Source organism: Leptolyngbya sp. DQ-M1 (assembly GCF_039962505.1).
Lineage (GTDB): Bacteria > Cyanobacteriota > Cyanobacteriia > Leptolyngbyales > Leptolyngbyaceae > Leptolyngbya.
Genome location: NZ_JAMPLJ010000001.1, coordinates 602,309 through 618,025 on the forward strand (window position 1 = coordinate 602,309; position 15,717 = coordinate 618,025).

The window sequence follows — 15,717 nt, forward strand, 5'->3', positions numbered from 1 at the left end:
AACTCTGTTGAACCTTATGCAGAAGATTTCGATCGCGCTTCTCACGCTCACAGGAGTTTTAATCTCCGCGTCTGCCCAAGCTCAAAACTCACAGCAGCTTCAACAGTTGCAATCGACTAAAGAGTGTCGTGGGTGCGATTTGACCAACGTGAATTTGGCAAATACCGATCTGAGCAATGCACGCTTGATCAATTCTTCGCTGTTCGGCAGTAATTTCAGCGGTGCTAACCTGACTGGAGCAAACCTTAGTGGAATTCAGGCAGGTGAATTAGTCGTGAATGCACGATCGAGCGATCGGCGAACGAGCAACTTTACTGGAGCAGATTTCACCAACGCTGATGTCAGTCGGGCTTCGCTCAATCGTGCGATTCTCGATCGTGCGAATTTCACCAATGCTTACTTACTAAACACTGATTTCGGTTCGGCGCGGCTCACGGGTGCAAATTTTCAAGGTGCGACGCTTGGGTCTTCATTTTTTGGGGGTGCAGACTTAAATGGCGCAAATCTAAGCAATCAGCAGCTTGTCAGTGTGTACCTGAGAAATGCCAGATTAGACAATGCTCAGCTTGCAGGCGCACAGTTCAGTTTCTCTGATTTGACCAATGCTGTATTGAAAAATGCGGATTTGCGGGGAGCAACTTTCGTTAGCACTTCGATCAGCAATGTCGATTTCACAGGCGCGCAGCTTGATCCGGCGATCGTGCCGCAACTGTGCCAGCTTGCGAATGGAACAAACACGATTACCAATGTCTCAACTCGTCAAAGTCTCGGCTGTCGCTGATAGACTATGAACTCGGAGTGTTATTGGAATGAATCGTGTATTTATTAATTCCTGCGGCGGGTTCCGGACGAAGAATGGGCAGTGAGCGCAATAAACTGCTGCTCGAACTACTGGGAAAGCCTTTAATTGCTTGGACATTGCTTGCCGCAGAAGCCTCACAAACAATCAAATGGATCGGCATCATCGGGCAATCGATCGATTGGGAAGACTTCAAATCGATCGTTGAGTCGCTGAATCTGACGAAGCCTGTTCAGTTTATTCAAGGGGGTGCAACTCGCCAAGAGTCGGTCTACAACGGACTTCAAGCACTCCCGATTGGAGCTGAATCCGTTTTGATTCACGACGGCGCACGCTGTTTAGCCACGCCAGAACTGTTCGATCGTTGCTCTGAAGCATTGCAATCTTGTGATGGATTAATTGCTGCAATTCCGGTCAAAGATACGATTAAAGTTGTGGATGCAACCGGGGCGATTGAAAGTACACCGGATCGATCGCGGCTTTGGGCTGCCCAAACTCCTCAAGGATTCTCAGTTTCACTGCTGAAAAAGTGCCATGAACAAGGGCGGCAGAAGGGCTGGGAAGTGACGGATGATGCGGCACTATTTGAACAATGTGGATTGTTGGTGCGGATTGTGGAAGGTGAAGAAACGAATTTGAAAGTCACAACGCCTGTGGATTTGGCGATCGCAGAATTCATTTTGCGACAGCGTTCTTAAGCCGAAAAAATTTGTGCTGGCGTTAGGTTGAGCATTGGGAAAGTTGAGGAAGAAATGACTTGATCGCCTTGAAACGCTCCGATTTCTTGATAGGCTCCTGCTTCTAATTGCAGCACCGTGACACTCTGAGTTTGAGGATCAACAATCCAATATTCAGGAATCCCTCGATCTTCGTACTGTTCACGCTTGTTGGTGTAGTCCCGCGATCGATTGGTTTCCCCCGGACTGACAATTTCCACCACCAGCAGGGGAGGAGCCATTGATAAAAGGATCGTATTGCGGCGTTTTAACTGCTCGATGTGTTCTTCGCGAAGCACCGTCAGATCAGGAAAGCGGTTCTGGGGTTCACCACGGACTTGTAGCTCTAGTCCATGTCCTCGAATCCTACGGTAGTCAATGAATGGAACAAGCTGTAAGAGTAGAAAGGTGGCTATTTGAAAATTTAGTCCTGATTCCGGTGGCAATGCGACTAGCTCCCCATTCCATAACTCGTAAAGCTGATCTGTCCCGTCATCATAGGACAAATATTCTTCAAAACTCGAAAACTTGACTTTTGCTTGAGTCATGAGATTGTCCTCGATCGCTCTCTTCATTCTGACGTGATTTTCAAACAGTAATTACTAATCACAAAATTTAAGCTTCTCTGTTCTACACTCTAGGGTAAGTGTGATGAAGCATCAGAAAGTATTATGAAATGCAAGATTTTTACACTTTCGTTGGCGATCGCGGTTTCCTTACTACCTGTTCGCGTCTCGGCTCAAGCGATTGAAGGATTTACAGTTTTTGGAGATAGCCTTTCAGATAATGGCAATGCGTTCAGAGCCACAAACGGATTATTTCCGCCAAGTCCACCTTATTTCAACGGTCGGTTGAGTAATGGGCCTGTTTGGATTGAAAGCCTTGCTGAAACACTCAACCTAACAACCACAACCACGAATTTTGCATTCGGTGGAGCTTCGAGCGGAACGATAAACACCACGGTTCCATTTTTACCCGGCGTGACGACTCAGGTGAATGGCTTTTTGCAGAATTCACCGAGTATTAGCCCAGATCGTGTGTTTGTCGTTTGGGCAGGCGCAAATGATTATCTTGGTGGTCGTGTTACTGATCCTGCAATTCCACTGGGAAATATTTCTAACATTCTGCAACGCCTGACGGCAGCAGGCACAAGAACTTTGATCGTGCCAAATCTGCCGGATTTAGGCAGAACTCCGGGAGCGAGGACTCCAGAGCGACGTGCGGGACTCACCCAACTGTCGATCGCGCACAATCAAGGCTTAAGAACCTCATTACAAGCCTTAGCGCAAAGTCAGCCAGATGTGAATATCATTCCGCTTGATATTGGCGCATTACTCAATGAAGTGTTCAATGATCCGGCTCGATTTGGCTTTACCAACGTGACTCAGCCCTGTATTCTATCGGGCGCAAATTGCGATCAGTTTCTATTTTGGGATGATATTCATCCAACAACCGCCGCGCATCGAATTGTTTCAGAGTATGCGCTGGACATCTTGACGGCTCCGCAAACGATCGTGCCTCAAGCCGAGATTGCGCTGGGTGTGGCGCGTCGTCCCACTCGCGATCTGGATGGTCGATTATTGACGCTGCGAAATCCAACTCAAAATCCAACTCAAAGACTGGGTGTATTTGTGAACGGAGATTTTAACTTTGGGAGTCAGGATGCAAACGATCGCAGTACAGGGTTTGATTTTGATACCAAAGGCGTTACAGTCGGAGCAGATTATCGCGTCACAGATGGCCTAGCACTGGGATTAGCATTCAATTATGCAAGCAGCAATAGTGACTTAAACAACAATCGTGGCAGAGTTGAGATTGATAGTTATTCGCTATCTGCCTATGGAAGTTATGAGCGCGATCGCTTCTATGCAGATGCAGTGATTAACTATGGCTGGAATGACTTTGAAATCGATCGGAAAATTAATGCGACAGGTTTCCGCTCTGCAACTGCAAAGACTAACGGTAATCAATTCTCGGTTCGTTTGAACACAGGGTATAACTTTGGAAAAGATCAGCTCTCTGTCGGGCCGATGGTTGGTGTTCGATATACCAGAGTTAACATTGACAGCTACACAGAGCGAAACGGCAGTATTTTGAATTTGAATGTAGCTGATCAAAAAGCGGATTCTGTCATTTTGAATGTTGGAGCGCAGCTTTCGTATGATTTCCGTTCTCCTGCTGCAACGGTAACGCCGTTTATTGCGGCAAACTATGAGCATGAATTTGCCAACGGAAGTCGCGAAATTGTCACCGAGCTTGTCGGTCAACCCGGAATCCCTAATCGCACCAGAACGGGTGAACCCGATCGAGATTTTATTCGCTTGAGCGCAGGAGTCCAAACCCAGTTTGCGAATAATTTGTCGATCGGAGTTGGATACGAAACAATTTTAGGCAAGCGGGATGTCAGCGATCATTTTGTTCAAGCCCGAATTCGCTATCAGTTTTGACATCCGGGATGGGCTGACGTTCTGCGGTGAAGAGTCCACAATTCTTAGCGATTCTTATACCGAATTAAACATAGAATGCGATAGATCATACTCAAAGTCCCCAGAATGGGGGATTTAGGGGGCGAGAGTCTGTCGCATCCACAAATCAATCTGGTATTAGCGATCGCACGTTTCTACTCCAAATTGGGATAGAGCATTGCTGCCAGATTGATATTCAGGTTGATAATCTCCCAGAAATCTCCCAGAAATCGCGCAAAAGGTGTAGAAAGGATAGAATCACTCTCTGAAAGATGCGCGATCGACGTATGAAATTTTCCGCTCCGACAGGTTTCTGGCGATTCTGGACATTCGCAATGGCGGCGTTCTGCCTTGTGTTGACTGTCACGGCTTGCAATCCTCAAGGATATAAGACACAAGCAGCGCGAGTTCCACAAATGGTCGATAGCATTCTGAGCGATCCCAAGTCGTTCAACTATGCGCTGATTAACGAAGATCCAAACGTTGCGGGTCTGATGTATGTCGGATTAGTGACCGAAAATGCTTTAACCGACAAGCTAGAGCCAGAATTAGCCGAGAAATGGGAGCTTTCCCCGGATAAAAAGAAAGTGACCTTTACGCTGCGAGAGGGCTTGAAGTGGTCGGATGGCGCACCTTTAACGGCGGATGATGTCGTGTTTACGTTTCGCGATATTTTCTTGAATCCCAAAGTTCCGACTGATATTCAAGATGTGCTACGGATTGGTAAAGAGCGGCAATTGCCCACCGTGCGGAAGATCGACGATCGCAGAGTCGAATTCACGACCCCAGAACCGTTTGCTCCATTTCTACGGGTGACGGGTGGACTCGGAATTTTGCCAAAACACATCTTAGCGGAAACGATCGCGAAAACGGGCAGAGACGGCAATCCGTTGTTTCTCTCGACTTGGGGAACGGATACCGATCCGAAAAAGATTGTTACGAACGGTCAGTATACGATCGATCAATATGTCGCCACTCAGCGAATCATCTTTAAGCGCAATCCTTACTACTGGCGCAAAGATGCTCAAGGCAATCAACAACCGTATATTGAGCGGATTGTTTGGAGCGTGGTCGAAAACCAGAATACCGAGCTTTTACAGTTTCGATCGGGTGGGTTAGATATCTCTGAACCGATTCGGGCAGAAGATTATCCAATTCTGAAAAAAGAGGAAAAGCGCGGTAGCTTTACAGCTTACATTGGTGGCACTCGACCGATTACCACGTTTATGGCGTTTAACCTGAATCAAGGACGTAGAAACGGTCGTCCTGTGGTTGATCCGGTGAAGTCGAAGTGGTTTAACAATCCGAAGTTTCGGCAGGCAATCGCGTATGGTATCGATCGCGAGCGCATGAACACCAACATCTATCGCGGTTTGGGTGTGTTAATCAATTCTCAAATTCTAGAAACGAGTCCGTACTATCTCAAACCCGAAGAAGGATTAAAATCTTACAACTTTGATCAAACGAAATCGAAGCAACTGCTAAAAGAAGCCGGATTCAAACTCAATTCTCGCGGTCAATTGACTGATGCAGAAGGAAATGCGGTGCGATTTACCTTGATTACGAATGCTGGAAATACGGTTCGAGAAGCAATGGTGGCTCAGATTAAGCAGGATTTGAGTCAGTTAGGAATTCAGGTTGATATCAATCCGATTAACTTTGGAGTGTTAATCGATAAGCTGGATAACACTCAAGACTGGGAAGCGTATTTGCTGGCAATGGGTGGCAGTAAAGAGCCAAACAGTGGGGCGAATGTGTGGTTGCCGGATAGTCGATCGCATAGTTTTAATCAGTCTGCGTCTCCTGGAAAACCCCCGCTCGAAGGTCGGGTTGTGGCAGATTGGGAAGCAGAAATCGGACGGCTCTACATTGAAGGCGCAAGAGAGTTAGATGAAGCGAAGCGTAAACAGATTTACGGTCAGATCCAGAAAATTTCTCAGGAGTATTTGCCTTGGATTCCGTTGGTGAATGCAAGAGTGATGGCAGTGGTTCGCAACAGCATTGAGGGTGTACAGTATCCTGAGAGCGGCGGCGCATTGTGGAATCTCCACGAACTTAGAGTTGAGGATTAATGGATGATGAAAGTGGCAGATAAGATTTACGAATTGGTGAAGACGCTGCCAGAGGAGCAAGCCAGCTAGGTGCTTATGTTTGTTGAGTCTTTGCAGCAAGCTACTAGAGTACAAGTAGAGGGTCAAACAGTGGCGCGACAGTCAGAAACACCTCTTTCTGATTTCGTCGGAATTCTGAAAGACTCACCCAACTTTAATCAAGATCCAGTAGCACTACAAAGAAAGCTGCGCGATGAGTGGGATTAGATTTCTCCTAGATACTAATTACATCATCGGTTTGGTAAAGCAGCAGTGACCCAGGAAATAATCGATCGTGCGATCGGGGTTCAGGCTTGCGCTTATAGTGCAATTACGCGAATTGAACTGCTCGGATTTCCAGATATCACACCGCAAGAGGTGGAAGGGATTGAGCGCCTTTTAGCTCCAATGTACTATGCTGCACTAACTAGAGAGATAGAAGATTGTACGATCGTTGTTCGCCGTCAATATTGCTTAAAAACACCGGATGCTATTATTGCTGCAACCGCCAAATGCCTCAAGCTAGAACTGCTCACGCTCGATCAGCAATTAATTAAACGAATGCAGGAAATCGAAGTGAGTGATCTTGAAGGATGAGAAATATGTCATTTCAATTTATCCGATCGATGCGTTGGAGCGTTGTTTTAATCCTTGCGATCGCTTCCCTCTTTCTATCTGGCTGTAATCCACGGAATTATCGAACTGAAGCTGCGCAAGTTCCACAATTAGTATTAGTTAGTCCAACTGATCCTAAAACGTTTAACTATGCAAATAACCAAACATTTCCAAGTGTCTTTCCGTTTATTTACGAAGGATTAACGAGAGAGAATGGTGTTACTGGAAACTATGAGCCTGCATTAGCAGAATCGTGGAAATTTTCACCTGATAATAAACGAATCGTTTTTACGCTTCGCCCGAATCTGAAATGGTCAGATGGAACCCCTTTAACATCAGATGACGTTGTTTTTACTTATGAGGATATTGTTTTCAATCCGAAAATTCCAACCGACCAAAAGGAAACTATTCAGATTGGAACGCAGAAGGTTTTTCCAAAGGTTCGCAAACTTAACGATCGACAAGTCGAATTCATTTTGCCCGAGCCATTCGCTCCGTTGCTTGCTGCGACTGCCGCTCCAGAGGGCGTGATGATTCTCCCAAAACACGCACTTGCTGAAGCGGTTAAAAATAAGCTACCTGACGGAAATTCAGCCTTTATTTCAACTTGGGGAACGGATACTGAGCCGAAGAAAATTATTACCAATGGTGCCTATGTAATTGATAGCTACAGCGCGGGTCAAAGATTAGTTTTAAAGCGAAACCCGTATTATTGGCGCAAAGATCAGAGCGGAAAACAATTGCCTTATATCGATCGAATCATTTGGCAGTTTATTGAGAATCAAGATACCCAATTGCTGAGATTTCGCTCCGGCGATTTAGATGTGATGGGAGATACTAGACCGCTTCGACCGGAGTATTTCTCGTTGCTGAAGCGAGAAGACAAACGTGGAAACTTCCAAGTTCTAAACGGCGGGCCTTGGTCGGGAGTATTGTATCTAACGTTCAATCTCAGTAAAGCAAAAGATCAAAATGGAAAGCCGTTCGTTGATCCGATTAAATCGAAATGGTTTAATACACTAGAATTTCGGCAAGCGGTGGCATACGCGATCGACAGAGACCGCATCAATACAAACCTATTTCGAGGACTAGGAGTTGTACAAAACTCTCCGATTTCTGTGCAAAGTCCTTTCTCGCTTAAAGAAGGCTTAAGGGTTTATAACTATAATCCACAAAAATCGAGGGAGCTACTGAAAAAGGCGGGATTTAAGTATAACGATCGCGGACAGTTGTTTGACTCCGAAGGGAATCGTGTTCGGTTTACCTTGATGACTAATGCGAACAATCTGACGCGAGTTGCGATCGGCGCTCAAGTTCGACAAGACCTATCAAAAATTGGAATTGAAGTTGATTACAATCCGATTAATTTTAATGTTTTGATTGATCGAATCAATGGATCGAGAGAGTGGGATGCTCACATGATTGGTTTTACGGGTGGCATCGAACCACAGGGACTTGCTAATCTCTGGATGACCAGTGGTGGATCGCATTCGTTTAATTTGACCCAACAGCCAGGGCAACCCAAGATGCAAGGGTATGTGGCAAATGATTGGGAGAAAGAGATCGATCGCTTATTCATCGAAGGAGCGCGAGAACTCGACCCAGAAAAACGTAAAAAAATCTACGGTGAATTCCAAAAATTAGTGCAAGAGCAACTTCCGGTGATTCATCTAGTGAATGATTCTGCATTGATGGCTGTTCGCAATCGAGTGCAAGGATTGAAATACTCTGGTTTACCGAGTTGGGGACTGTGGAATATTCAAGAACTTAGAATTAAAGAGTAAACTATGTCTCCTTAACAATGAGTCAACCCGAAGCGCTCAAAGCCTTACTTGATGAAGTTTCTCAAGGCAAAATTAGTTCCGCCGATGCTCTCAATAAGCTGAAGTATCTGTCGTATGAGCCTGTCGGTGGATTCGCCAATATTGATCATCATCGATCACTTAGAACCGGATTTCCTGAAGTAATTTGGAGTCCCGGCAAAACACCCGAACAGATTGCCCAGATCATGGAATCCCTGCGCGGTAACGCTTCGGTTGTGATGGCAACTCGCATGGAAGCGGAAGTCTATGCTTGGGTCAAAGAAATGGTTCCTGATGCAATTTACTACCCGATGGCTCGAATCTGTGCGTTAAATTCAGTTCAAGCCCCAACGCATCTAGGCACGATCGGCATTCTTTCGGCAGGTACGGCTGACTTACCTGTTGCCGAAGAAGCAGCAATTACGGCTGAACTGTGTGGTTTTCGAGTGCAACGCCTTTGGGATGTGGGAGTTGCGGGTATTCACCGTTTACTCAGCAATGTTCAGGTATTGTCTGAAGCGGATGTGTTGATTGTTGTTGCGGGAATGGAAGGAGCGTTGCCGAGTGTGGTCGCGGGATTGTCGGACTGTGCGATCGTTGCGGTTCCCACAAGCATTGGTTACGGTGCAAGCTTTAACGGATTGTCGGCATTGTTGACGATGCTGAATTCTTGTGCAACCGGAATCGGAGTGGTCAATATTGATAATGGCTTCGGCGCAGCAATGTTAGCAGGTCAGATTTTGAGAACGGCGGCAAAGCTGAAATCAAGATAAATTTGACAAACCCAGACAGTAAAAGACCTATTTGATGATTAAAGTAAATTGTTTTTATGACAGACCCAAGCGCAAAAGACAGTTCCGAACTACTTTCTGTGGCTCAAACGGCAAAACTCCTTGATGTAACTCGTCAACGAGTACACGACCTGATCAAGAATGGTCAAATTGCAGCTCGTAAACTCGGACGTTACTACTATGTAGAAGCTGCTGAGCTGGAGAAGTATAAAAATCTTCCTGCTGGAAAACCTTATCAACCTCGAAGTACAAACTCCGAAAACTCTATTGACAATCGACAATAGAAATTATACTCTTAACTCATTAACAGTGTGAAGGATAAGGCAATGCTCCCGTTTCAAGCAATTGAGCCAGAGACTGCGATTCAACAAGGATTAAGACAGGTTTATCAGAGTGAGCATGGCACTCTGTATCAAGGGGATTGCCTTAAACTGTTAACAGCATTACCTGACGAATCCATAGATTTAGTATTTGCAGATCCACCTTTTAATCTTGGAAAGAAATACGGTAAAGGGGTCAGCGATGAGATGGAAAATGAGGAATACCTCAGATGGTCTCGACAATGGCTTGGACAAAGCATCCGAGTTCTTAAGCCCGGTGGAAGTTTATTTGTATTCAACCTGCCCAGATGGTGCATTGAGTATGGTGCGCATCTGAACCAGCAAGGAATGTGCTTCCGGCACTGGATTGCTTGTAGAATGCCGAAAGCTTTTCCTAGAGGTAGAAAAATGTCTCCTGCTCATTATGGGCTACTCTACTACACGAAAGGAGAGCCAGCAGTTTTTAATAAGATTTATACACCAATTCAAGTCTGTCGGCACTGTGGTGGCGAGATTCGCGACTATGGTGGACACCGCAAAAGCCTCAACGAAAAAGGCATTAATTTGATGGATGTCTGGGATATGCCAGAAGAGGTTTGGGAAGATGCTTCAGAAAGTGTCGCTGATGAAATCTTATGGTCACTTGCCGAGGAAATGTGGACGGATATTCCACCTGTTCGGCATCGTCAGCATAAGAAACGACTCCCTAACGAACTTGCTCCGATCATGTTAGAGCGAATTGTTGCAATGTCGTCTAATCCGGGTCAAATTGTGCTTGATCCGTTTGGGGGTTCCGGCACTACTTTTTACGCAGCGGAAAAATTGCATCGTTACTGGATTGGTTCCGAGCTTGGAGACACGCAACCAGCCGTAGAGCGATTGACCGATTTAGCGAATGGAGTAGTTGAGCAATGGGAATCGGCAAGAGGAAGAAAAAGAAACAAGCAGCGTAAAACGAGTATCTCTCAGTTAACTCTTCCTTACTCTACTTAGCAAACAATTAAATCAAGGCACGACCATCTGTTCCTTTCGCGATCGCGGGAACGTTGCTATCAATTTGATCGTGTTCGATCACAAAGATTGCCAGAAATCCTTCTGTTAGCTGCACTGCTCGCCAAACATCAAAATATGGCTCCAGCTCTTCGTAATTGCCAATTCGATCTGTGAGGTACGGGTAGAGTTTTCTACTCGGAAGTACAAGAACAGCACCTAGAAAAACGCGCCTTAACAGTCCAAGCATTATCTTATTCATGGCTCGATGACTTGAGGAAATATTTCCTGTCTCCCACTCAAGCGCAAAAAGATGACCGTCAAGTGCTTTTGTTGCATCCACTTTTCCTGGTGAGCGAGTCGCGTAGTTGATAGAAGTTTCTAAGCTCCAGTGGAACCGATCTCTTAAAGCGACCATGCAAGCTTGATTGGCTTGACCCCATTACCGTGTTTTATTGGTTTAATGGTGAAGCTTGATGTTTCAGGAGGATGAACGATTAAAGAAATCGCCTGACGAATTTCAGATCGAATAATCGACCAATCATTTGATTCTTCAAAGCTCCCAATGCTAACGAGCGAAACCTCTTGAACAATTTTCATCCTGCTACTCATTGACACTGCTATGTAAGAGTAGTGCAATTCTTCCTAACTGGAAAACTAACTTTTAAGGCAGAGATCGAGCGGCTTAATTTCTGGACTTCTTCTCCATTTTAGAAACACTCACAAGGCTGTTTTTGCGGTTGCAGTCGCGCCAGAATTTGCTTCAGCACGATCGCACTCCAATCAATATCTTCCTCAGTCGTATACCGCCCCAACGTTAAGCGGATTCCCGATTTTGCAGCACGATCGCTATATCCCATTGCTAACAAAATCGGACTTGGCTTCAAAGTGCCACTACTACAAGCAGCCCCCGCACTAATTCCAATGCCTGCTAAATTCATCTGACGGACTAAGACTTTTCCATTCAAGGTTTCGCCATCTGCATCGGGCAAACAAAAACTGACATGATGCGGCAAGCGATGAATGCGATCGCCTGTCGTCACTAATTCAGGAACATCCGCAAGCTGATCGAACAAACGATCGCGCAATCGAATCAATCGCGGCGTTTCGGTTGGCAATTCTTGAGCGCTTAATTCTGCGGCAGTTCCAAAACTGGCGATCGCAGGTAAAGCTTGAGTGCCCGATCGTAACTTTCCTTCCTGCCCACCGCCCCCCAGGATCGGAACCAATTCCACACCCGGACGAACATACAATGCTCCGGTTCCCTGAGAACCATACAGCTTATGGCTTGAAAGGGATAATAAATCGATCGGCAACTGTTGCACATCAAGCGGCAATCTTCCTGCGACTTGAACCGCATCGGTGTGAAAGATTGCGCCATGATTCCGCACGATTTGACCAAGTTGCGCGATCGGCTGAACGGTGCCGACCTCGCTTTGACCATAGATGATCGAGACTAATACCGTATTTGATCGCAATGCTGCCTGCAAATCAGCCGGATTTACCTGTCCCAACACATTCACCGGCAAGCGCGTAATTTCCCAGCCCCACTGCTCTAGAAGTCGAGCAGGTTCGGAGATTGCCGAATGTTCGACGCTCGAAATAATCATGTGTTGGGGGGCGCTGTACTGATGCGCGATTCCCATCACGGCAAGATTATTTGACTCTGTACCGCCAGAGGTGAAGACGATCGATTCCGCAGGTGCATTAATCAGCATCGCAATCTGCATCCGCGATCGCTCCAAAATCGTAGCGGCGCGGTTTCCCCAGGTGTGCAAACTCGACGGATTGCCCCATTGTTCCGCTAAGACTTGCTGCATTTGCGCGATCGCTTCGGGTCGCGTGGGAGTCGTTGCACTGTAATCAAGGTAGATTTGCATGAGCGGTGTTGACAAGAGAAGAATGGGTACGCTACGGATGCTGTAGAACTGCTGCTTTGACAGTAGCAAGCTCATCTTGCGGGGCAATCTAGCTTATGGGTAGACTCAATCACCTTCTTCAGTTTAGTCTCTGTGTGGCACTGTTTACAGGTTGTCAAGTTGCGTCTTCCGTGAGCGATCGCCCAAAGCTGCTCCCACAAGACCCCAATATTCAAGTTTTTACCAATCATGATCCGTCGTCTGAATACACCGAGCCATACCGGAAAATTACGCGATCGGGCAACAATCTAGAACAAGTTTTGATTGACGCGATCGCGACTGCAACCTCAAGTATTGATATTGCGGTGCAAGAATTTCGATTGCCGAATGTAGCGAAAGCCTTGCGCGATCGTGCTGCATCTGGGGTAAAAGTTCGAGTCATTTTGGAGCATGAGTATGCTCGTCCCTACAGCGCGTACACGACTGCGGAAGTTGAGAAGCTACCAGAGCGCGAGAAAGCAAGATATCAAGAATCACGATCGCTGATTGACGAGAACAACGATGGACAATTGAGTGAAGCTGAGATTCAAGAGCGTGATGCTTTAGTTGTTCTAGACACTGCGAAGGTTGCTCGGATGGACGATCGTGCAGATAGCAGTCGCGGGAGTGGCTTAATGCACCATAAATTTATGGTTGTAGATGGTAAGACGACGATCGCGACTTCAGCCAATTGGACAATGTCTGATGTTCACGGCGATCTGTCCCGTCCGAGCAGTCGCGGTAACGCAAACACGCTTCTGAAAATTAACAGTCCTGAACTTGCACAAGCATTTACTCAAGAATTTGAATTGATGTGGCGCGATCGTAAGTTTGGCGTGAAAAAGCCTGTTCGACCTGTGCAACAGTTCAATATTGGTGAAACGCAGATTGATTTACACTTTTCACCGCATTCTAATAAAGTTCCCTGGGAACAGACCTCGAATGGCTTAATTGCAAAGACGCTGGAACAATCAACCCAGTCGATCGATCTCGCCTTATTTGTATTTTCGGATCAGGATTTGGTCAATGCGATCGAACCTCGACACAATCAAGGCGTTGCAATTCGAGCATTGATTGATCCTGGATTTATTTATCGATCCTATAGCGAAGGCTTAGATATGATGGGCGTTGCTTTAAGTGATGATTGCAAATGGGAAGTGAACAATCGTCCTTGGCAAAATCCGCTTAAAACAGTCGGTGTACCACAACTACCGCCCGGTGATCTGTTGCATCATAAGTTTGGTATTGCCGATCGCCACACTGTCATCACAGGTTCACATAATTGGACAATTGCCGCCAATCGAAACAATGATGAAACCCTACTGATCATTCGCAGTCCAATTGTTGCAGCACACTTCCAGCGAGAGTTCGATCGACTTTATGCAAACCCAATTTTAGGAGTTCCGCCTGCAATTCAGCGCAAAGTAGATGCTCAACAAAAACAATGCCCTCCTCCCACGGCTAGAAGCGATGGCAAGGTTAATCTAAACACTGCAACACAAGCTGAACTAGAAACATTACCAGGTGTTGGCTCTGCATTAGCAAAACGAATGATTCAAGCTAGACCATTTAACTCAATCGAAGACCTCGATCGAGTTCCCGGTGTTGGCAAAAAGCTCATGGAACGATTGCGCGATCGTGTGGTGTTTTGAATGCATCGGTACTAGCATAGATAGAATTTTTCCCGATCGAGCAAAGGTCGATCGGGCTTACAAATCTATGTTTGAAATTCAGAAATTGAAATGCGGAATTGAGTAACACAATTCCTGCACTCGATATCGTAAGTGCAAAACTCAATGATCTAATTCGTTTACTCAATAAAGAAATTCTGAAACGAAATGACAATATCTGCTTTCTTAAAATGCAATTCGTTTATCAAATTACGTAATACCAAAATTAAGAAACACAATTCTGAAACTCGATACTGCAATTTTGAAACAAAATGACAGAATTCATTGACTAGATGTTGGATTTTGCTCGTTGGGTCGCCCCGCCTACAAAAAAATTGCCAAAAATCCCCCTCGTCGCATTAGCATGAAAGAGTGATGGATTTTTATTCGCCCCGACGATCGCTACAACAAGGTCACTGGTTCAAACTCATTTGCGGAGCCAGTTTCCAACATCTCCCTGCCATTCGCACCCTTGCACTCGTGTATGCGCTTGCCGGGGCAGATTGTATTGATGTCGCTGCTGATCCGGCGATCGTCTCTACCGCACGGGAAGCATTAGCCGTTGCCAATCAATTTGCCGAGGAAGCCCGCGATCGTGGCTATCGTCCCTCAATTCCTTGGCTGATGGTGAGCCTCAACGATGGCGAAGACCCGCACTTTCGCAAAGCAGAATTTGATCCAGCCGTTTGTCCACCCGATTGCTCAAGACCCTGTGAATCGATTTGTCCCGCTCAAGCGATCGTGCATTCTGGCGTGATCGACGATCGGTGTTACGGTTGCGGTCGCTGCATTCCGATTTGCCCGATTGGACAAATCACCACGCGGTCGTATGTCTACACACCGGAAGCAATTTCGCTGATGTTGCTTGATGCCGGAATTGACGCGATCGAGATTCATACGCAAGTGGGACGATTCGAGGACTTTCAGAGACTTTGGAGCGCGATCGCACCCTGGGTCGATCGGCTCAAACTCATTGCGATTAGCTGTCCGGACGGAGACGGCTTAATCGAATATCTTTGGTCAACTTACAACTTGATCCGTCCGCTTCCTAGCGAATTGCTCTGGCAAACCGACGGCAGACCAATGAGTGGAGATATCGGCGATGGAGCAACCCGTGCTTGTGTGAAATTGGGCGAAAAAGTTCTCACCGCAGGTATACCCGGTCATATACAGCTAGCAGGAGGAACGAACCCGTACACTGTCCCTAAGTTAGAAGCATTGGGAATGTTGCACAATAGAGATAGAACATTCGTTTCGAGGTGCGTTTCTGGAATTGCTTACGGTAGTTACGCTCGGCGCTTACTTTTACCTGTCCTTAATCAGCTAGAAGCAATGGAGATGATACCCTTGAGCCGTCCATCGATCGTGTCGCAGAATGCAAGCCATTGTGCGATTGAAACCGTTCCTGAACTTCTGTGGCAAGCCGTTGATCTTGCCGCCTCGCTAGTGACTCAAATCAAATCTCCCGATCGTATCCGGCAAGTGATTTGACAGACATCAGCAGGAACCAAAACCTCCTACCCTAATCACAAGACAGTTTTTCCTGTCTTTTCCTCCCAGA

General features: G+C 46.3%; 15 protein-coding genes. 11 read left to right on the forward strand and 4 right to left on the reverse strand.

The genetic code is table 11. The annotated features are described in order from the left end of the window. Positions 1-16 precede the first annotated feature (16 nt). Complete coding sequence (locus NC981_RS02950; RefSeq protein WP_348241455.1) at positions 17-781, forward strand: pentapeptide repeat-containing protein; 765 nt, start codon at positions 17-19, stop codon at positions 779-781. A 35-nt stretch (positions 782-816) separates the two neighbouring features. After that, positions 817-1,497 (forward strand): 2-C-methyl-D-erythritol 4-phosphate cytidylyltransferase, encoded by a 681-nt coding sequence (gene ispD / locus NC981_RS02955; protein WP_348241456.1) that lies wholly within the window; start codon positions 817-819, stop codon positions 1,495-1,497. On the opposite strand, the gene NC981_RS02960 is transcribed toward ispD, so the two are convergent. Further along, a complete protein-coding gene (locus tag NC981_RS02960; protein WP_348241457.1) occupies positions 1,494-2,063 on the reverse strand; it encodes a Uma2 family endonuclease in 570 nt (189 codons plus the stop codon). The genes ispD and NC981_RS02960 overlap by 4 nt on opposite strands. 123 nt (positions 2,064-2,186) lie before the next feature. Between NC981_RS02960 and NC981_RS02965 the strand changes: the two genes are divergently transcribed. From NC981_RS02965 to NC981_RS02995, 7 genes are all read left to right on the forward strand, one after another. Continuing rightward, on the forward strand, positions 2,187-3,962 hold the full coding sequence (locus tag NC981_RS02965) for an autotransporter domain-containing protein (protein WP_348241458.1): 1,776 nt from the start codon (positions 2,187-2,189) through the stop codon (positions 3,960-3,962). Between the two features lie 305 nt (positions 3,963-4,267). Beyond that, positions 4,268-6,052, forward strand: a complete 1,785-nt coding sequence (locus NC981_RS02970) for an ABC transporter substrate-binding protein (RefSeq protein ID WP_348241459.1) — start codon at positions 4,268-4,270, stop codon at positions 6,050-6,052. 291 nt (positions 6,053-6,343) lie between these two features. After that, a complete protein-coding gene (locus NC981_RS02975; RefSeq protein WP_348241460.1) occupies positions 6,344-6,667 on the forward strand; it encodes a PIN domain-containing protein in 324 nt (107 codons plus the stop codon). Positions 6,668-6,672: 5 nt separating this feature from the next. Continuing rightward, positions 6,673-8,469 (forward strand): ABC transporter substrate-binding protein, encoded by a 1,797-nt coding sequence (locus tag NC981_RS02980; RefSeq protein WP_348241461.1) that lies wholly within the window; start codon positions 6,673-6,675, stop codon positions 8,467-8,469. Positions 8,470-8,486: 17 nt separating this feature from the next. Beyond that, positions 8,487-9,260 (forward strand): nickel pincer cofactor biosynthesis protein LarB, encoded by a 774-nt coding sequence (gene larB, locus NC981_RS02985; RefSeq protein ID WP_348241462.1) that lies wholly within the window; start codon positions 8,487-8,489, stop codon positions 9,258-9,260. A 56-nt stretch (positions 9,261-9,316) separates the two neighbouring features. Further along, the gene (locus tag NC981_RS02990; RefSeq protein WP_348241463.1) at positions 9,317-9,562 is read left to right on the forward strand and encodes a helix-turn-helix domain-containing protein; all 246 of its coding nucleotides are present in this window, start codon (positions 9,317-9,319) and stop codon (positions 9,560-9,562) included. Between the two features lie 42 nt (positions 9,563-9,604). Continuing rightward, complete coding sequence (locus NC981_RS02995) at positions 9,605-10,591, forward strand: site-specific DNA-methyltransferase (protein WP_348241464.1); 987 nt, start codon at positions 9,605-9,607, stop codon at positions 10,589-10,591. A 7-nt stretch (positions 10,592-10,598) separates the two neighbouring features. Here NC981_RS02995 and NC981_RS03000 read toward each other — a convergent pair whose 3' ends face one another. The 3 genes from NC981_RS03000 to NC981_RS03010 form a co-directional block, all read right to left on the reverse strand. Then, positions 10,599-11,006 (reverse strand): hypothetical protein, encoded by a 408-nt coding sequence (locus NC981_RS03000; RefSeq protein WP_348241465.1) that lies wholly within the window; start codon positions 11,004-11,006, stop codon positions 10,599-10,601. Beyond that, positions 10,994-11,188, reverse strand: coding sequence for a hypothetical protein (locus NC981_RS03005; RefSeq protein WP_348241466.1), 195 nt, complete (start codon positions 11,186-11,188; stop codon positions 10,994-10,996). The genes NC981_RS03000 and NC981_RS03005 overlap by 13 nt, the downstream gene beginning before the upstream one ends. Positions 11,189-11,298: 110 nt before the next feature. After that, positions 11,299-12,468, reverse strand: a complete 1,170-nt coding sequence (locus NC981_RS03010; RefSeq protein ID WP_348241467.1) for a cysteine desulfurase family protein — start codon at positions 12,466-12,468, stop codon at positions 11,299-11,301. A gap of 95 nt (positions 12,469-12,563) precedes the next feature. Here NC981_RS03010 and NC981_RS03015 point away from each other — a divergent pair, with 95 nt between their 5' ends. Together NC981_RS03015 and NC981_RS03020 are read left to right on the forward strand one after the other, a co-directional pair. Then, positions 12,564-14,138, forward strand: coding sequence for a phospholipase D-like domain-containing protein (locus NC981_RS03015; protein ID WP_348241468.1), 1,575 nt, complete (start codon positions 12,564-12,566; stop codon positions 14,136-14,138). A gap of 393 nt (positions 14,139-14,531) precedes the next feature. After that, positions 14,532-15,647, forward strand: a complete 1,116-nt coding sequence (locus NC981_RS03020) for an LdpA C-terminal domain-containing domain (protein WP_348241469.1) — start codon at positions 14,532-14,534, stop codon at positions 15,645-15,647. Positions 15,648-15,717: the final 70 nt, after the last annotated feature.